16 protein-coding genes are annotated in these 18,603 nt (G+C 71.3%); 14 read left to right on the top strand and 2 right to left on the bottom strand.

Annotated features, from left to right (window positions below; genetic code table 11):
• The first annotated feature begins 39 nt into the window (after positions 1–39).
• Positions 40–1,233 (top strand): DUF819 domain-containing protein, encoded by a 1,194-nt coding sequence (locus ACLII4_RS02265; protein ID WP_412069273.1) that lies wholly within the window; start codon positions 40–42, stop codon positions 1,231–1,233.
• Between the two features lie 62 nt (positions 1,234–1,295).
• On the opposite strand, the gene ACLII4_RS02260 is transcribed toward ACLII4_RS02265, so the two are convergent.
• Positions 1,296–1,967, bottom strand: coding sequence for a LexA family protein (locus ACLII4_RS02260; protein ID WP_412069272.1), 672 nt, complete (start codon positions 1,965–1,967; stop codon positions 1,296–1,298).
• A gap of 336 nt (positions 1,968–2,303) precedes the next feature.
• Between ACLII4_RS02260 and ACLII4_RS02255 the strand changes: the two genes are divergently transcribed.
• From ACLII4_RS02255 to ftsZ, 13 genes are all read left to right on the top strand, one after another.
• Positions 2,304–2,687: a division/cell wall cluster transcriptional repressor MraZ gene (locus ACLII4_RS02255; RefSeq protein WP_412069271.1), complete on the top strand. Its 384-nt coding sequence runs from the start codon at positions 2,304–2,306 to the stop codon at positions 2,685–2,687.
• A 43-nt stretch (positions 2,688–2,730) separates the two neighbouring features.
• Positions 2,731–3,813, top strand: coding sequence for a 16S rRNA (cytosine(1402)-N(4))-methyltransferase RsmH (rsmH, locus tag ACLII4_RS02250; RefSeq protein ID WP_412069270.1), 1,083 nt, complete (start codon positions 2,731–2,733; stop codon positions 3,811–3,813).
• Between the two features lie 60 nt (positions 3,814–3,873).
• The gene (locus ACLII4_RS02245; protein WP_412069269.1) at positions 3,874–4,371 is read left to right on the top strand and encodes a hypothetical protein; all 498 of its coding nucleotides are present in this window, start codon (positions 3,874–3,876) and stop codon (positions 4,369–4,371) included.
• 93 nt (positions 4,372–4,464) lie between these two features.
• Positions 4,465–6,495 carry a penicillin-binding transpeptidase domain-containing protein gene (locus ACLII4_RS02240; protein ID WP_412070585.1) on the top strand — a complete coding sequence of 677 codons (2,031 nt, stop codon included), beginning with the start codon at positions 4,465–4,467 and terminating at the stop codon, positions 6,493–6,495.
• Positions 6,492–8,054, top strand: coding sequence for a UDP-N-acetylmuramoyl-L-alanyl-D-glutamate--2,6-diaminopimelate ligase (locus ACLII4_RS02235; protein WP_412069268.1), 1,563 nt, complete (start codon positions 6,492–6,494; stop codon positions 8,052–8,054). Before ACLII4_RS02240 ends, ACLII4_RS02235 begins: the two co-directional genes overlap by 4 nt.
• A complete protein-coding gene (gene mraY / locus ACLII4_RS02230) occupies positions 8,055–9,212 on the top strand; it encodes a phospho-N-acetylmuramoyl-pentapeptide-transferase (RefSeq protein ID WP_412069267.1) in 1,158 nt (385 codons plus the stop codon).
• 2 nt (positions 9,213–9,214) lie between these two features.
• Positions 9,215–10,672, top strand: coding sequence for a UDP-N-acetylmuramoyl-L-alanine--D-glutamate ligase (gene murD / locus ACLII4_RS02225; protein WP_412069266.1), 1,458 nt, complete (start codon positions 9,215–9,217; stop codon positions 10,670–10,672).
• Positions 10,673–10,752: 80 nt separating this feature from the next.
• Positions 10,753–11,898 carry an FtsW/RodA/SpoVE family cell cycle protein gene (locus ACLII4_RS02220; protein ID WP_412069265.1) on the top strand — a complete coding sequence of 382 codons (1,146 nt, stop codon included), beginning with the start codon at positions 10,753–10,755 and terminating at the stop codon, positions 11,896–11,898.
• Between the two features lie 73 nt (positions 11,899–11,971).
• Entirely contained in the window at positions 11,972–13,129 is a 1,158-nt protein-coding gene (gene murG, locus ACLII4_RS02215) for an undecaprenyldiphospho-muramoylpentapeptide beta-N-acetylglucosaminyltransferase (protein ID WP_412069264.1), read from the top strand.
• A 2-nt stretch (positions 13,130–13,131) separates the two neighbouring features.
• Positions 13,132–14,589: a UDP-N-acetylmuramate--L-alanine ligase gene (gene murC / locus ACLII4_RS02210; RefSeq protein ID WP_412069263.1), complete on the top strand. Its 1,458-nt coding sequence runs from the start codon at positions 13,132–13,134 to the stop codon at positions 14,587–14,589.
• On the top strand, positions 14,582–15,385 hold the full coding sequence (locus ACLII4_RS02205; RefSeq protein WP_412069262.1) for a cell division protein FtsQ/DivIB: 804 nt from the start codon (positions 14,582–14,584) through the stop codon (positions 15,383–15,385). Before murC ends, ACLII4_RS02205 begins: the two co-directional genes overlap by 8 nt.
• Positions 15,386–15,405: 20 nt before the next feature.
• Entirely contained in the window at positions 15,406–16,713 is a 1,308-nt protein-coding gene (gene ftsA, locus ACLII4_RS02200; protein WP_412069261.1) for a cell division protein FtsA, read from the top strand.
• Positions 16,714–16,809: 96 nt separating this feature from the next.
• Positions 16,810–18,111: a cell division protein FtsZ gene (gene ftsZ, locus ACLII4_RS02195; protein WP_412069260.1), complete on the top strand. Its 1,302-nt coding sequence runs from the start codon at positions 16,810–16,812 to the stop codon at positions 18,109–18,111.
• Between the two features lie 279 nt (positions 18,112–18,390).
• Here ftsZ and ACLII4_RS02190 read toward each other — a convergent pair whose 3' ends face one another.
• Complete coding sequence (locus tag ACLII4_RS02190) at positions 18,391–18,600, bottom strand: hypothetical protein (RefSeq protein WP_412069259.1); 210 nt, start codon at positions 18,598–18,600, stop codon at positions 18,391–18,393.
• Positions 18,601–18,603 lie beyond the last annotated feature (3 nt).

Genomic DNA, 18,603 nt, shown 5'->3' with positions numbered 1-18,603 from the left:
CTATCTTCGCGCCGCACGTCCCACCCGCCCGCCGCCCGCATGGACCCGACCGCCGCCCTCATCACCGAGCCTACCCAGGTCGCCGCCCTGCTGGCGTCCGTCTTGGCCGCCGTGTTCGCGCTCTCCCGCGTGCCCGCTCTCGAGAAGCTCTTCAGCGTGATCCCGCCGGTCATCTGGGCCTACTTCGTGCCCATGCTCCTCACCACGTTCGGCGTCACGCCGAGCGCGAACCCGGCCTACGACTGGTTCAGCTACGTGCTGCTCCCGTTCGCCCTGTTCCTGTTGATGATCACGATTGACGTGCCGGCGATCCTCAGCCTGGGCAAGCTGGCGCTCGCCATGATGCTCATCGGCACGCTCGGCATCGTCATCGGCGGCCCCATCGCCTACCTCACCGTCGGCCAGTTTATCGGCGACCCCGAAACGTGGCAGGGCATGGCCGCGCTCGCGGGCAGTTGGATCGGCGGGACGGCCAACATGCTGGCGCTCAAAGAGTCCGTCGGCTTGAGCGACGCCGGGCTCGCGCCCATCATCGTCGTCGACACCGTCGTCGGCTACGGCTGGATGGCCATCCTGCTCTTCCTGTCCGGCTATCAGGACAAGTTCAACACGTGGGTCAACGCCGACACCGCCGCCATGGACCGCGTCAACGCGACGCTGCAGGAGATGGACACGACGCGGCGCCCGTCCACGACGACCACGATCGGCATCATCGTCGGCTTGGGCTTCGGCGCCGCCGTGCTCTCCCGCATCTTGGGCGGCGCCCTGCCGACCCTCGGCGACCCGACCATCATCTCCGGCGGCACCTGGGCCATCTTGATCGCCGTCACCATCGGCTTGGCGCTCTCCTTTACGCCGATGCGCAAGCTGGAGCCCGACGGCGCCAGCCAGATCGGCTTTGCCGCGCTCTACTTGCTGCTCACCTCCATCGGCGCTCACGCCGACCTCGGCGCCGTCCTCGACGCCCCCGCCTACATGCTGATGGGCGTCGTCTGGCTGGCGGTCCACATCAGCATCCTGTTCCTGGCCGCCAAGCTCTTGCGCGCGCCGCTCTTCTTCGTCGCGACGGGCTCGATGGCGAACGTTGGCGGTGCCGCCTCCGCGCCCATCGTCGCTGGCGTCTACCTCCCCGCTATGGCGCCGGTCGGACTGCTGATGGCCGTCTCCGGCTACGTGTTGGGCATCTATGCCGCTCTCGGCTGCGCCTGGATGCTCGCCGCCCTCGCGGGCTGAGGGTTCGGGGTTCAGGGGGCGTTGGCCATAGCGTCGAGCCAGCGGGCGACGAACCCCGAACCTCATCCCAGACTCCGCATCATCGCCAGCGCCTTCCCGATCACGAAGAACTCCGGGCTGTCGGGCCGCGCCCACTCGTCGGCGTAGGTCCGGTCCGCCGCCCGGAAGTGGAGCCGGTCGTTGACGAACTCGAACCGCCGCACCACGACGCGGTCGTAGAAGAGGACCGCCGCCAGCGCGTCGTTCGGCACGTCCTGCCAGTCGGCCTCCTCGACCACCACCAGGTCGCCCTTGCGGATGCCCGCCCCGTTCATCCCGTCGTCGCCGACGGTGATGCCCAGGCAGTCGTCCAGGTCCACGTCGTCGGGCAGCATCGACGGGTCGATCACCAGCGGGCGGCGCGAGCGGGGGAGGGGGTGGTCCGCCGTCTCCGAGGTCATCAGCCGCGCCCGGCGCCCGATGCCTTCCTTGAGCTTCAGCATCAGCACGCTCGGCAGATCGTCCCCCCCATACCCGGGCTCGCCGACGATCTCCAGGCCCCGTGCCTCGTGCGGCGTGCGGCGGATGTACCCCTTCGTCTCCAGCACGACCAGCATCTTGTGGACACCATTCGTCGAGCGGATCCCGATCCCTTGTCCGATCTCCTTGATCGTTGGGGGCTTACCCTTGCGGCGAGCGAAGTCCCGGACGAACTCGAAAACCTGATTCTGGCGCTCTGTGAGGCGATCTCGCATGGAGGGGGTCAGGAGTGTCCTGAGAGAGCGCAAGATAGGTGAAACCATTTTCACCCGGAGGCCAAAAGGGGTGAATGGATTTTCACTTTCGTCGAATCTGTGGGGCTTGCCCCCAGGGAAAGGGGGGGTAAAGGAGGGACTTATCCACAAGAAGTGGCCATTTCGGGCTTTTTTTGGGGGGTGGGGTACTTTGGTGGAGCAGTGGGGAAAAGTGGGGAATCGTCCCCGCGGCCTGGCGGCTCCCCTGCATCACACCCCCAACCGGCCATGGCCGGCTTCAAAGGACAAGCGGAGAACTCGATCGATGGGAAGGGCAGACTGCCCGTCCCAGCGAAGATGCGTCGGTCCCTGAGCCCGGCTGCGAAGGAGACGTTCGTGGCCACGCGGGGTTTGGAGAACTGTGTCTTCCTCTATCCCCTCGACGCCTGGGAGAAGATCGAGGAGGCCGTCGGCCAGCTCAACCAGTTCGACCCTGAGGCCCGCACGTTCGTCCGCACCATCTTCCGCTGGGCGGAGGAGCTGACGATGGACAGCCAGGGCCGGATCGCGTTGCCCAAGCCGCTCGTCGAGTTTGCCGGCCTCCAGCCCGGCACCAAGGCGCTCGCCATCGGCGCGCTCGACCGCATCGAGGTCTGGGACCCCGCCGTGTTCGAGGCCCACCTCAACGACCAGACCGAGTCCTACGAATCGCTCGCGGAGCGAGTGATGGGCGGGATCTAACCCCCCGGAGATCCCACCCGCATCCATGCCTGCCGTCCTCCCCATGCCTCGCTCCTCCCGCCCACGCCGCGCCGACCGCGCCGACGCCTCTCGCGTCGGCCTCGGCCCCGACGTGGGCGCGACGAGCGCGCAGGGAGGCGGCGGGCTGGATGCCGACCCGCTCCGCTACGCGACCGCCTACCACGCTCCCGTGCTGGCGGCCGAGACGCTCGACCTCTTGATCACCGACCCCGCCGGCCTCTACGTCGATGGGACGTTGGGCGGCGGCGGCCACGCGGCGGCCCTGCTGGACGCGCTCGGCCCCGACGCGCTCGTCGTCGGGATTGACCAGGACCCCGAGGCGCTGGCGACCGCTCGCAAGCGCTTGGCCGACGCCGAGGCCTCCGGTCGGTTCGTCGCGATCGAGGGCAACTTCGCCGACATCGCCCGCCTGCTGGCGAGCGCCGGTCTCGGCCCCGACCACGACCGCCCGGCGACCGGCGTCCTGCTCGACCTCGGCGTCAGCAGCCGCCAGCTCGACGCCGCCCCGCGCGGCTTCGCGTATGGGCAGGACGGCCCGCTCGACATGCGGATGGCCGACCACGGTGAGACCGCCGCCGAGCTCGTCGCCCGCCTCGGTGCCGACGAGTTGGCCGACGTCATTTACGCGTACGGCGAAGAGCGCCGCTCGCGCGCCATCGCCCGCGCCATCAAGGCCGCCGCGCCGACGACGACCGCCGCGCTCGCCGACGCCGTTCGCAGCGCCGTCCCCAACCGCGACGAGCTGAAGTCGCTGGCGCGCGTCTTCCAGGCCCTCCGCATCGCCGTCAACGGCGAGTTGGACGTGCTGGAGCGCGCGCTCCCCGCCGCGCTCGACGTGCTCGCGTTCGGCGGGCGGCTGGCGGTGATGTCGTACCACAGCCTGGAAGACCGCCGGGCCAAGCAGTTCCTCAAGACCGGCCGGTTCACGAGCCAGGTCGAGAAAGACCACTTTGGCAACCCGATCACGCCGTGGCGCGCCGTAACGCGCCGGGCCGTGGTGGCTGGAGCGCCCGAGACCGCGGCGAACCCGCGGTCTCGGAGCGCTCGGCTCCGCGTCGCCGAAAAGCAGTCCCCCCACATCCCCGAGCGACGCCCGGAGGCGTGAGCGGTGCGCGCGGCCTGTCCGGCCTCGCCGCCCCCGTCTCCGGGCCTCGCCCATTTGCCCATGCCCACTGCGACTCCGAAGACGTCGAAGACGACCGACCGGCGCGCGCCGTCGTCGCGCCAGGCCGCCCGCAAGGCGCGGCGCGGCGGCGGCACGTCGATGCCGTCGTGGGCCGACCTCCCCGAGACCAAGCCGTCGAGCTTGGCCAAGTCCGCCAAGCGCGCGACGGCCGGGGCCAAGAAGGCGACCAAGGTCGCCGCCACCAAGGCCCGCCGCGCGCGGCCGCTCGACGCCGTCCCCAGCCTGCGATTCGGGCTCATCACGCTCGCCGTCTGCGTCGTGATGACGCTCTTCCTCGGCCACGCCTACGCCACGCGCGCTACGCTCGACGACCTCCAGGACGCCCGCCGCGCGAACGAGCGGCTGCGCCTGACGCACCAGCGCCTGCAGGGCGACGTGGACCGCATGATCGGCCCGCGCTCCGTGCTCAGCCGCGCCGCCTCCCTCGGCCTCGAAGAGGGCGTTGCCTACGGCCCCACCATCCGCCTCGCCGACTAGCTCGCGCCGCTCCCGCGTCGCCCGACCCCACCACCCATCGCTGCTCGCGACTCCATTCTCAGCCGGCTCTACCTCGTGTTCGTGGGGCTGCTCGTGTTGCCCGTGCTCGTCGCGGTGCAGCTCGTGCGGATCCACCTCGACGAGGGCGAGGAGCTGCGCGCCCAGGGCGCGCGGCAGTCGGAGAGCGTGATCGAGTTGGCGGCCCAACGCGGCGCCATCCTCGACCGCCGCGGCCGGGCGCTCGCCGTCAACACGGCCCGGTTCGTGGTCGCCGCCGACCCGACCGTCGCCGGCTTCGACGCGCGTGCTGACGAGCTGTACGCCACCCTGGGCCGCGTCACCGGACGGGGCGCCGATCACTTCCGCGCCCGGGTCCGCGACCGCGCCAGCCGCCAGTACGTCGTGCTCGTCCGCGACCTTGACGAGCCGGGCAAGGAAGCCCTCGACGCCGGCGAATTCAAGGGGCTCCTCGTCGACGCGACCTACCAGCGCCGCTACAACTACGGCGCGCGTGCGGCCCACGTGCTCGGCCACGTCACGAACGACCTCCGCGGCGTCGCCGGGCTGGAGCTGGCGCTCGACGAGGCGCTCCAGGGCACGCCCGGCCGGCAGGCCGTCCAGCGGAACGCGCGCGGCGCCCTCAAGGCCGTCGTCGGCGGGACGCGCGTGGAGCCCCGCCACGGCGACAACGTGGTGCTGACCGTCGACTTGGTGCGGCAGGCCATCCTGGAGGAAGAGCTCGCCCGCGGCGTCGCCGAAGCCGGCGCGACGTGGGGCACGGCCGTCGCCCTCCACCCGAAGACGGGCGCGATCCTCGCCATGGCAAACGTCCCGACGTTCGACCCCAATCAGCCCGGGGCCTACTCGGTCGACGCCCGCCGCAACCACGCCGTCGTGGACCGCATCGAGCCGGGCTCGACGTTCAAGCTCGTCACCGCCGTCGCCGCGCTGGAGAGCGGCGCCGTCGACGTGGACGACGTGTTCGACACCGGTGAGGGCTGGCGCGTCATCCATGGGCGGACCGTGCAGGATGCGCGGGGCTATGGGCGGATCACGTTCGCCGAGGCCATCGCCAAGTCGTCGAACATCGCGATGGCCGAGGCCGCCGAGCGGATGGGCCGGGGCCCGATGTACCAGGCCGCGCGCGACCTCGGCTTCGGCCAGCCCACCTTCGTCGACCTGCCCGGCGAGGTCGCCGGCTCGCTCGCGCGCCCCGAGGACTGGGACGGGACGACGCTCACGTCCATCAGCCGCGGCTACGCCGTCGAGGTGACGCCGCTCCAGCTCGCCGTCGCGTATTCCGCGCTGGCGAACGGCGGCCTGCTCGTCCGCCCCTACGTCGTCGCCGAGCGCCGCGACCCGACGACCGGCCGCACCACGTGGCGCGCTCGTCAGGACTCCGTCCGCCGGGCGTTTCGCGCCGAGACCGCGGCCCGGCTGCTGCCCGCCTTCGAGGGCGTGATCGCCGAGGGCGGAACGGGCATGCGCGCCGCCGTCCCCGGCCTCCGCGTCGCGGGCAAGACGGGAACCGCTCGGCGCGCGTCGGCGGGCGGCTACTCCGACTCGTACCGCTCGTCGTTCGTCGGCATGTTCCCCGCCGAGGACCCCGAGGTGGTGCTGGCGATCGTGCTCGACCGGCCGCAGAACGGCTACGGCGGCGGGACCGTCGCCGCGCCCATCTTCGGCGCCACGGCGCGCCGTTGGGTCGGCACCTTCCCGACGATCGCGGAGCGCGTCGCGCCGTCGGGCATCCTGGCCGAGCGCCGGGGCGGGCTCGTGCCCGACGTGTCCGGCATCCCAGCCACGCTCGCGGCCCACCGCGTCCGCGCCGAGGGCCTGCGCGTCCGGTTCGACGACGACCAGCCGTGGCGCGCCGTCGCTACCCGCCAGCACCGCGGCGACTCGCTGGCGCTCCGCACGGCCGTCCGCCTCGACGACGCCACCGACGTACCCGTCGGCGTGATGCCCGACCTGCGGGGCCGGAGCGTCCGCCAGGCCGTCGCGTGGCTCCGGTCGCTCGGCGTCGAGCCGCGCGTCTCCGGACGCGGCGTCATCCGTCGCCAGTCCGTCGCCGCTGGCCGCCCGCTGCCCGGCTCCGTCGCGCTGAGCGCCCAGGCCCGATGAGCGCGCTCCACGACACCCTACCTACGGTCCACACGGCGCCCGTCGCCGTGTCGGCACTCGCCGACGCGCTCGCTGCACGCGGGCTGCTGGCGGGATCCGTCTCCGGCCCGTCCGACGCCTTCGTGTCGGACGTGACGCTGGATAGCCGCCGCGCCAGCGACGGCGTCTTGTTTGCCGCCGTCGCCCCGGACACCCTGTCCGGCCGCGACGGCCACGATTTCGTCGACGACGCGCTCGCGCGCGGCGCCACGGCGGCCCTCGTCTCGGACGAGTGGCTCGGCCAGCGCCCGTCGACTCCGATACCCTTGGGGAAGGGTGAGCGCCTCCCCGGCGCGGCTTTCGTTCCGGCAACGGATACGAGAGCCGCGTTGGCGGAGGTCGCGGGGCACGTCTTCGGACGCCCCGGCGATGCGCTCTCCCTCGTGGGGGTAACGGGAACGAATGGCAAGACGACGACGACGTTCGTCTTGCACCACCTGTTGACCGCACTCGGCGCGACGGCCGGGCTGGTCGGCACGGTCGAGAACCGGATCGGCGGCGACCGCTACGCGACGGCGTTCACGACGCCCGAGGCGCCCGACTTGCAGCGCTTCTTGCGCGCGTGTGCCGAGGGCGGCTGCACGCACGTCGCGCTCGAAGTGTCGAGCCACGGGCTCGCGCTCTCGCGTGTCGGCGGCTTGGCCTTCGACGTGGCCGTCTTTACGAACCTGACGCAAGACCACCTCGACTACCACGCCTCGTTCGGCGAGTACCGCGACGCCAAAAAGCGCCTGTTCGACGGCCTCGGGCCCGAGTCCACCGCCGTCGTCAACGCCGACGACCCGGCCTCGGCGGAGATGACGGCCGACACCGCCGCCCGCATCGTCACCTTCGGCACGTCGCCCGAGGCGGACGTGCGCGTGGAGGTGCTGGAGAACGCCGTCGACGGGCTCACGCTCCGCCTCGACGGCGACGAGCGCCGCTACCAGCAGGCGGGGCGCTTCAACGCGCTCAACATCGCCGCCGCGTATGCCGTCGGCGCGGCCCTCGGCTACGACCGCGCCGCCGTGCTCGACGCGCTCGCCGACGCGCCCGGCGTGCCCGGCCGCTTCGAGACCGTTCGTGGCGGCGGCGTGCTCGGCGTCGTCGACTACGCGCACACGCCCGACGCGCTCGACAACGTGTTGGCGACGGCCGGGGAGATCGTGCCCGAGGGCAACCAGCTGTGGGCCGTCTTCGGCGCCGGCGGCGACCGCGACCGAGGCAAGCGCTCGCAGATGGCCGCCGTCGGCGCAAAGCGAGCCGACCGCGTGGTGCTGACGAGCGACAACCCGCGCACCGAAGATCCCGAGGCCATCCTCGACGACCTCGCCGCCGGCTTGCCCGACGCCTCGCTGGCGGAGCGCATCGCCGACCGTGCCGCCGCCATCGCCTTCGCTGCCACGCACGCCGCCCCGGGCGACGTGATCGTCGTCGCCGGCAAGGGCCACGAAACGTATCAGATCGTCGGCACCGAGCGCCGCGACTTCGACGACCGCGTCGCCCTGCGCGACGCCCTCACCCACCGCGAGGCCGCCTAAGTGCTCTACCACCTGTTTCAGTGGATCGAACAGACCTACCAGCCCCCCGGCTTCCAGGTCTTCCAATTCCTGACCGTCCGCGCTGGCTTGGCCGCCGGGACGGCGCTCTTGGTGGCGCTGTTCGCGGGCAAGAAGATCATCCGCGCGCTCCGCCTCCGCCAGATCGGCGAGACGATCCGTGAGGGCGAGGACGCCGGCGCCGTCAGCCACGCGCACAAGGCGGGCACGCCGACCATGGGCGGCATCATCCTGCTGCTGGCGCTGGCCGTCGGCGTGCTGCTCTGGGGCGACCTCACGAACGTCTACGTCTGGATCGCGCTCGTCGCGACGCTGTGGATGGGCGCCTTCGGGTTCGCCGACGACTACGTCAAGACGGTCAAAAAGGACAAAGAGGGGATCGCGCCCAAGATCAAGCTCGCGGGCCAGCTGTCGCTGGGCGTCATCGTGGCGCTGCTCATCGTGTTCGTGCTGCCCGACGAGGGCGTCTCCGACACGTTCACCTCGCTCCCGTTCGTCCCCGACGGCGGGTTCGACTACGACTTCCTGACGCCGCTCGTCGGCTTCGAGCTCGGCTGGCTCATCTACATCCCCATCGTGACGTTCATCCTGACGGGCGTCTCGAACGCGGTCAACCTGACGGACGGGCTCGACGGGCTGACCGCCGGGACGGCCGCCTTCGCGATGCTGGCGATCGTTGGGATGACGTACGTGACGGGCAACGTCAACCTGGCCGAGTTCGTCAACGACGTATACCTGCCGGGCACGGGCGAGCTCGTCATCTTCGGCGCGGCGCTCGCCGCGGCGTGCTTCGGGTTCCTGTGGTACAACGGGTACCCGGCGCAGGTCTTCATGGGCGACACCGGATCCCTCGCGCTCGGCGCCGGGATCGGCACGCTGGCAATCCTGATCAAGAAGGAGCTCTACCTCCCGGTCATCGGCGCCATCTTCTTCGCCGAGACGCTGTCGGTGATCATCCAGACGGGCTGGTTCAAGTACACCAAGCGGAAGTACGGCGAGGGCCGCCGCGTTTTCCGGATGGCGCCGCTGCACCACCACTACGAGGCCCTCGGCGTCCACGAGTCGAAGATCGTGATCCGGTTCTGGATCGTGACGGCGCTGCTGTCCATCCTGGCCATGTTCCTCTTCCGAGTCCGATGACGGTGAGCGACCTCCACCTCCCGCCGGTCCGGCCCGCGACCCCCGCCTCGGCGGACGCGTTGCGGGCGGCTGTGCCCGGTGCGCGCGTGACCGTTGTCGGCGGCGCGCGGTCGGGCCTGTCCGTCGCCCGCCTCCTCCAGCGCCACGGCGCCGACGTGTTCCTGTCCGACCACGGCGCGGCCGAGGCCGGCGTGGCCGAGGCGCTGGCGCGCGACGGCGTCCCGTCCGAGTTCGGCGGCCACACCGCCCGCGCGCTCGACGCCGACTGGCTGGTCGTCAGCCCGGGCGTGCCGAGCACGACGAAGCTCGTCCAGACCGCGCTCCGCCAGAAGGTGGCCGTGTACTCCGAGATCGAGGTCGCCAGCTGGTTCTGCGACGCGCCCATCGTCGCCGTCACCGGCTCGAACGGCAAGACGACGACCACGACCCTCGTCGCCCACGTCTTTGAGACGGCGGGCCGCCCGCACGTCGTTGCCGGCAACATCGGCTACGCCTTTTCCGACTACGTCGACGACCTCGACGCCGAGACGGCCGTCGTCCTCGAAGTCTCCAGCTTCCAGCTCGACCACGTCGCCACGTTCCGCCCGACCGTCGCCGTGTTGCTCAACGTCACGCCCGACCACCTCGACCGCTACAACGGCGAGCTCGAGCGGTACGCGGCCGCCAAGTTCCGTCTGTTCGACACGCTCCAGCCCACCGACTGGCTGGTTTACAACCACGACGACGCCCTCGTTCGCGAGCACGTCCGCGCCCTCGCCGCCGAACGCGAGCTCACCCCGGTCGGCTTCTCGATCGAGCAGGAGCTCGCGCCCGGCGCCTTTGTCCGCGAAGGCCGCATCGTCTTGGCCCTCCCCGGCGCCGGGTCTCCCGGCGCGTCCCCCACTTCCGAAGAGGACCTTATGCCTACCACCGACCTGGCGCTCCGCGGGCGCCACAACTTGTACAACTCGCTCGCCTCGGCGATCGTCGCGCGAGCGATGGAGATCCGCAGCGACGTCGTCCGCGAGAGCCTGACCTCGTTCGAGGGCGTCCCGCACCGGCTCGAGACCGTCCGCACCGTCGGCGGCGTCACGTTCGTCAACGACTCCAAGGCGACGAACGTCAACGCGGTCTGGTACGCGCTCGAGAGCTTCCCTGCGCACGACGGCGCGAACGTGATCCTGGTCGCGGGCGGGCGCGACAAGGGCAACGACTACGGCCCGCTCCAGCGGTTGGTGGCCGAGAAGGTCAAGGGCATCGTCGCGATTGGCGAGGGCGCCGAGGCCGTCGAGGCCGAGCTGGGCCCGCACACCGACAAGACCGCCCGCGCCGACTCCATGGAGGAGGCCATCCAGTACGCCCAGCTCATGGCCGAGCCCGGCGACACCGTCCTGCTCAGCCCCGCCTGCGCCTCGTTCGACATGTTCGACAACTACGAGGACCGCGGCGACACCTTCAAGCGGCTCGTCCACGCCCTGTAAGGGGTTCTCGGTCGCCGGTCATCGGTTCTCGATGATCCCGGCCACCTCCGACCACCGACCCACCGAACACCGACAACCTCGTGTCCACCGCCACCGCCACCCTGCCTCGCCGTCCGGCCGACCGGGCCGTGATCTGGGCCGTCCTCGCGCTCAGCGCGGCCGGGACGCTGGCCGTGTACTCGGCCGTGTCGTTCCTGGCCGAGACGAAGTCGGGCGGGGACACCGAGGCGTTCCTGTTCCGGCACCTCCTGCGCGTCGGGCTGGCGCTCGGCGTGGCCGGCGCGCTGTCGCTGGTGAACTACCGGTGGCTGGCGAAGCTGTCGAAGATCGGGCTGGTGCTGTCGCTGGGGCTGCTCGTCGCCGTGCAGGCCCTCGGCGTCGTCACGAACGGCGCGCAGCGCTGGCTGGAGCTGGGGCCGATCTCGTTCCAACCCTCGGACCTCGCGAAGGTGGCGCTGATCCTCCACGTCGCCGTGCTGCTCTCGCGCAAGCAGGACTACATCTCGGACTTTGCGCGCGGCTTCGTGCCGCTGCTCGTGTGGATCGCCCCGACCGTCCTGCTGATCGGAATGGAGGACCTCTCGACCGCCGCCGTGCTGTCGGCGACGATGGGCGTGATGCTGTTCGTCGGCCGCGTCCGGGTGCTCCACATGGTGGCGGTCGGGCTCGTCGGCGCGGTGCTGGCGGTCGGCTTTTTGGCGTCGAGCCCGCAGCGGGCAGCGCGGCTGGAGGCGTGGACCGGCCTCGAGATGTTCGCGTCCAACAACGAGACCGTCGCCATCACGGGGCAGGACGAGAACTACCAGGCCGACCAGGCCCGGATCGCGATTGCGATGGGCGGGCTGACGGGCGTCGGGCCCGGCAAGAGCGTCCAGCGCGACTTCCTCCCGGCGCCCTACAACGACTTCATCCTGGCCATCATCGCCGAGGAGTACGGCCTCATCGGCGCGCTCGTCATCCTGTTCGTATTCGTCTGGATCCTGGGCCGCGGCTACCTCCGCGTCGCGCGCGGCGCGCCCGACCCGCTCGGCCTGTTCCTGGCGACGGGCCTGACGACGGCCGTCGTGCTCGGCGGCTTCGTCAACGCGATGGTGACGTGCGGGCTGCTGCCCGTGACGGGGCTGGCGATGCCGTTCGTCAGCTACGGCGGCACCTCGATGCTGGCCACCGGCGCCATGATTGGGATCCTGCTCAACGTCTCTCGCCACGCCACCTCCTCCGACTGACCCATTCGCACGGGCGACCCGCCGGGGCGCCCCCACCGATCTCGATCCACCACCCGATCTCCTCCGCCTCCCCGTGACCGACACCCCCTCCACGACTCCCGCCAGCCTCCCCTCGGGGACGCCCCGCGTGCTGTTCGCGTGCGGCGGGACGGGCGGGCACGTCTACCCGGCCATCGCGATCGCCGACGCCGTCCGCACGCTGCGGCCCGAGGCGGCGATCGCGTTCGCGGGCACGCGCGACCGGATGGAGTGGGAGGCCGTCCCGAAGGCGGGCTACCCGATCCGCGCGGTGACGGTGAGCGGCTTCCAGCGGAGCCTGTCCGCACGCGCCATCGCCAAGAACCTCGCCTTCCCGTTCAAGCTGATCAAGGGGCTGTGGGAAAGCTGGCGGTTGGTCGGCGCCTTCGACCCCGACGTGGTCGTGGGCACGGGCGGCTACGCGAGCGGGCCGGTCGGGCTGGCGGGATCGCTGCGCAAGCGGCCGCTCGTGCTCCAGGAGCAGAACGCGTACGCCGGGGCCACCAACAAGCTGCTGGCGGGCCGCGCCTCGACCGTCTTCCTGGCCTTCGAGGCCGCCGTGCCCTACTTCGAGGGCGCCGAAACGTCGATCTCCGGCAACCCCGTCCGTCAGGATCTGGTCGACGTCGACCGCGCCGAGGCGCGCGCGCACTGGGACATCCCGGCGGACGCCCACGTGCTCCTCGCGATGGGCGGGTCGCTCGGCGCCGGGCCCATCAACGGGGCCCTCAAGCTCCACCTCGACCGCGTACTCGCCGACGACCGCGCGTTCGTGATCTGGGCCGCGGGCAAGCGCTACTACGACACCTTGCGCGAGGCCGTCCCGGACCACCCGCGCCTCCGCTTGGTCCCGTACCTCGACCGGATGGACCTCGCGTACGCCGCCGCCGACCTCGCGGTCTGCCGCTCGGGCGCCATCACGTGCAGCGAGCTCGCGGTCACCGGCACGCCGTCCGTGCTCGTGCCGAGCCCGAACGTGACGGCCGACCACCAGACCAAGAACGCGCTCGCGCTGAGCGAGGCCGGCGCGGCCGTCTTGCTCCGCGAGCCCGACCTCGACCGCCAGTTCGACGCCACCATCCCGACCCTCTTGCACGACGCCGACCGCCGCCGCCAGATGGCGGACGCCGCCCTCGCCATCGCCCGGCCCGACGCCGCCTCCACCATCGCTCAGGCCGTCGTGGCCCTGGCCGAATCCCGCACCGCACAGTGACGATGACCCGACGACTCGGCGAGATGGGCACGGTCCGGCGGATCCACATGGTGGGGATCGGTGGGATCGGCATGTCGTCCATCGCCGAGGTGCTCATGAACCGGGGCTTCCAGCTTTCGGGCTCGGACCTGCGCAAGAGCGACGTGACGGCCCGCCTTGAAGAGCTGGGCGCGACGATCCACGAGGGCCACGCCGCCGAGCACGTCGAGGACGCCGACGTGGTCGTGTACTCGTCGGCCGTCAAAGACCCCGCCGAGAACCCGGAGACGGCCGAGGCGCGGCGGCGGCTGATCCCCATCATCAAGCGGTCCGAGATGCTGGGCGAGCTGATGCGCGCCAAGCGCGGGGTCGGCATCGCGGGGACGCACGGCAAGACGACCACAACCACGATGGTCGGGCTGGTCGCCCAGCACGCCGACCTCGACCCGACGATCATCGTCGGCGGCAAGGTGGCCGTGTTCGGCTCGAACGCCGTCGCGGGGGGCGGCGAGGTCATCGTGGTCGAGGCCGACGAGTACGACCGGACGTTCCTGCGGCTGGCGCCCATCGTGGCCGTCGTGACGAACATCGAGGCCGACCACCTCGACATCTACGAGGACCTCGACGACATCAAGCGGGCGTTCGTCCAGTTCGCCAACTCCGTCCCGTTTTTCGGCGCGGCGATCCTGTGCCTCGACGACGAGAACGTGCGGTCCGTGTTGGGCCAGATCCACCGGCCGGTGCGGACCTACGGCACCAGCCGGCAGGCGTCGCTGCGCGCCGAGAACATCGAGCAGATCGCTGCGACGACGCGGTTCGACGTCTACGAGGGGTCCGAGCGTCTAGGCGGGATCACGCTCCACGCGCCGGGCTTGCACAACGTCCGCAACGCGCTCGCAGCCGTGGCCGTCGGACTGGAGTTGGGCGTCGACTTCCCGACCATCTCGGCCGGTCTCGGCCAGTATGAGGGCGTCGACCGCCGCTTCCAGGTCAAGGGCGAGGCGTCCCTCTCCGACCCCGACGGCGCGTCTGGGACCGTGCTCGTCGTCGACGACTACGCGCACCACCCGACCGAGGTGGAGGCGACGCTCGTGGCCGCCGCGCGCGGGTGGCCGGACCGCCGCATCGTGGCCGTCTTCCAGCCCCACCTCTACAGCCGCACCCGCGACCTCGCCGAGGAGTTCGCCCGCGCCTTCTACGACGCCGACGTCTTGGTGCTGACGGACGTGTTCCCGGCGCGCGAGACGCCCATCGAGGGGGTCACCGGCGAGATGGTGGCCGACCTCGCGCGCCAGTTCGGCCATCGCGACGTGCACTACGTCGAGGACAAGGCGGCGATTCCCGCCTACCTCGGCGGCCTCGTTCGACCCGGCGACCTGGTGATCACGATGGGCGCGGGCGACATCTACCGCACCGGCGACGTCTTCCTCAACGCCCTCGGCGGACCCGTCGACGCCAGCCCCACCGACGCCGATGGCTAAGCGCACCCAGGCCCAACGTCTCGCTCGTCGCCGCCGGCTCCTCCGCGGGCTGGGGATCGGCGTGCTCGTGCTCGCGCTCGGCGCGGCGTGGGTGTGGCAGCGGACGCTGCCGCTGGAGCGCGTCATCGTCGTGGGCGCCCACCATGCGCCCGAAGCCGAGGTCACCGCGCTCGCCGCGGTCGAGGCCGACTCCGTCGCGCTCTTCTCGCTGGCGCCCGCGCTCGTGGCCGACCGCGTGCAGCGGCACCCGTGGGTCCGCGCTGCGACGGTCCGCCGCCTGCCGACGGGCACGCTGCGCATCGGCATCCACGAGCGGACGCCCGTCGCCCTCGTGCTCGACGGCGCCGGCCGGCCAGGCCACTTCCTGGACGCCGAGGGCTACGCGATGCCCGTCGCCGCCGCGACGCCCGCGCTCTACGACGTGCCTGTCGTGCGCGGCGCGCCCGCCTACCACCCGACCCAGCCCGTCGAGTCGGCCGGCCTGCGATCCTTGCTGGTGGCGCTCGCGGCCGCCGACGCCCCCACGCAAGCCCTGGTCTCCGAGATCGACTGGGGCCGGACCGTGACGGTGTGGACCACACCGGTCGACGGCCACGGATCCCTCCCGGTCCGCCTGGGCCACACCGACCACGCCAGCCAGCTCACGCGGCTGCGCGCCTTCTGGGACCAGGCCGTGCTGCCCCAACCCGACATCCGCTTCGAGCGCGTCGACCTCCGCTTCCGCGGCCAGGTCGTGACGCGCGAGCGGGCGCCCGGTGCCGCGCCCGACTCGACCGCCTCCGCACTCACTAGCTAACCCTCCCCACCCCCACCACCATGAACACGAACGAACTCTCCGGCGACCGCGTCGTCGTCGGCGTCGACATCGGGACCACCAAGATCTGCGCCGTCGTTGCGAGCGCCGACGAGCTCGGCCGGATCCACGTCCGAGGGATTGGCGTGGCCGAGTCCGAAGGGCTCAACCGCGGCGTCGTCGTCAACATCGACAAGACGGTCGACGCCGTCCAGAAGGCGATCGGCGAGGCCGAGCGGACGGCGGGCATCCGGACGCAGTCCGTCGTCGTCGGCATCGCGGGCGACCACATCCAGAGCTTCCAGAGCCGCGGCGTGATCACGGTCGCGGGCGGCGAGATCGACCGCGACGACGTGCGGCGGCTGCTCGAGGACACGCGCCACGTGGCGATGCCGGCGGACCGCGAGATCCTGCACGTGCTGCCCCAGGAGTTCATCGTCGACGGGCAGGACGGCGTGGCCGACCCGATCGGCATGAGCGGCGTCCGGCTGGAGGCCAACGTCCACATCATCACGGGCTTGGTGAGCGCGGCGAAGAACGTGTACCGCTGCATCGAGAAGGGCGGGTACGCGGTCGACGACATCGTGCTGGAGCCCCTCGCGAGCAGCCACGCCGTGCTCCACGACGACGAGAAGGAGGTCGGCGTCGTGCTCGTCGACATCGGGGGCGGGACGACCGACATCGCCATCTTCGAGGACAAGACGATCCGGCACACGGCCGTGGTGGCCGTCGCGGGCAACAAGGTGACCGACGACTTGCGCAAGGGGCTCGGCATCCTGCACGACCAGGCCGAGCGGCTCAAGCACGAGTACGGCGTGGCGCTGGTGGACCTCGTCACGGAGGACCAGGAGATCCAGATCCCCGGCATCGGCGGGCGCCCGGACAAGTCGATCGGCCAATCGACGCTGGCGCAGATCATCCAGCCCCGGCTGGAGGAGATCCTGGAGTTCGTGGCCATCGAGATCAAGCGGTCCGGGTACGGCCGTCACCTGTCGGCGGGCGTGGTGCTCACCGGCGGCGGCGCGTTGATCCCCGGCACGGCCGAGCTCGCCTCCGAGATCCTGGGCCTGGAGGCCCGCGTCGGCCGGCCGCTGGGCCTGGCGGGCGGGTTGGTGGAGGAGGTCGACGACCCGAAGTACGCGACGAGCGTCGGGCTCGTGCTCCACGGCCTGCGCACGGGCGCCGGGCGCGGGGCCTCGCTGCTGGCGACGGAGGTCGAGAAAGGCGAGATGAGCCCGGCCCTGGCCACCGGCGACGGGTTCGATTCGGACCCCGACAACCTGGTCAACAAGATCGCCAGCCGCATGCGCAGCTGGTTCGACGAACTCTAAATCCCACCCGCGGCGAGGCGGCGGAGCCGGTAGCTTACCGGTCGTCTCGCCACCGCAACACACACTGGCGACACACACTCCCCTGGGGGACTCATTATGGACGACTTCACCACCCGATTTTCCTTCGACGACGACGCGCAAGACACGGCCCTCATCCGCGTGGTGGGTGTGGGCGGCGGCGGCGGCAACGCCGTTAACAACATGCTCTTGAAGGGCATCCGCGGCGTCGAGTTCGTGGCGATCAACACGGACGCGCAGGCGCTGACGGCCAACAACGCGCCGAGCAAGATTCAGGTCGGGCGCGACCTCACCAAGGGGCTGGGCGCGGGCGCCCGGCCCTCCGTCGGCGCCAGCGCGGCGACGGAGAGCCAGCGCGAGATCGAGGCGGCCCTCGACGGCTGCGACATGGTCTTCGTGGCGGCCGGCATGGGCGGCGGCACCGGGACGGGCGCGGCGCCGGTCGTCGCGGCGCTCGCCAAGAAGATGGGGATCCTGACCGTCGCGGTCGTGACCAAGCCCTTCAACGCGGAGGGCCGCAAGCGGTCCAAGATGGCCGAGCAGGGCATCGAGCAGCTCAAGGAGGTCGTCGACACGCTCATCATCATCCCGAACGAGCGGCTGCTGGACGTGGCCGACGACGACACGACGCTCGTCGAGGCCTTCGAGATGGCTGACGACGTGCTCTACAACGCCACGCGCGGGATCTCGGAGCTCATCACGGTCCACGGCCTCATCAACCTCGACTTCGCCGACATCCGGACGACCATGCTCGACGGCGGCACGGCGCTGATGTCGTCGGCCGTCGCGAGCGGGGACAAGCGCGCCGAGCGTGCGGCCAAGGAGGCCATCTCGTCGCCCCTCCTCGACGGCATCTCGATCCGAGGGGCGCGCAACGTGCTCGTGAACATCACGGCCGGCATCGACCTCGGCGTGCGCGAGGCGACGCAGGCGACGGGCGTGATCCAGGAGGAGGCCGGCGACGACGCCGAGGTCATCTTCGGCACCGTCATCGACGAGGAGCTCGGCGACGCGCTCCGCGTGACGGTCATCGCGACGGGCTTCGACAACGACGGCCGCCAGCCGGACGCCGAGGTCCCGATGGAGCGGCCGAGCGTGATCCTAGGGCACAGCCACGGCTCGCCGCACTACAAGGGCGAGGACAACCTGAAGTCCCTCGATCAGCCGGCGTTCGAGCGCCGGGGCACGCCGCACCCGGAGCGCCCCGCCGAGCGGGTCCGCGACGAGTCGGAGGTGACGGCCCGGTCGGAGCAGACGCCGGGCTCGCCCGCGCGGCCGGCCAACATCCGTCCCCTCCCGACCTCGGACGTGCCGCGCCGCGAGCGGATCAACAAGGATGACACGGACGTGCCGGCCTTCCTGCGCCGCATGATGGACTAGCGCCGGGGCGTCCGGGAGAACGTTCCCGGGCGCCGCTCGCGCTGACCGACCCCTGTCACAGGTGTGCCTCTACCCTCCGGTCGAGGGGCGCCAATGACTCCCCCCGGACAGCTTCGCCAGGGCTGTCCTGAGGCCCCGCCGGTTCTCCGCCCGGTGGGGCCTCCTTGTGTCCGGTCGGCCCGGGGCCGGGCGGCACAGGAAGGTGCTGGGGGAGAGCGCGCCGCCGAACACCGCCCGGCTCGCCAACGACCGGAGCACGTGGCGCACGGCGAAGTGGCCTCAGTCGAGCCCGTCGCACGTGGCGTCGAGAAACGCGTCGATGAGCTTTGCCGCCTTCCGCTGCTCCTTGCCCATCGCCTCGCAGATCTGGTCGAACGTGTCGTCGTCGTCCCGAGCGCCCTTGAGGATCTCAAGTCCCATGCCGATCACGTGCAGGCAATGCTGCGTGTCGTGGGCGATTTTGTAGAGCTGTTCGTCGTGGTCGCTCATCGA

Origin of the sequence: Rubrivirga aquatilis (assembly GCF_046845665.1) — a bacterium.
Classification (GTDB): domain Bacteria; phylum Bacteroidota; class Rhodothermia; order Rhodothermales; family Rubricoccaceae; genus Rubrivirga.
The sequence above is the reverse complement of the archived record's forward strand: the minus strand, read 5'-3'. Positions and strand labels throughout refer to the sequence as shown.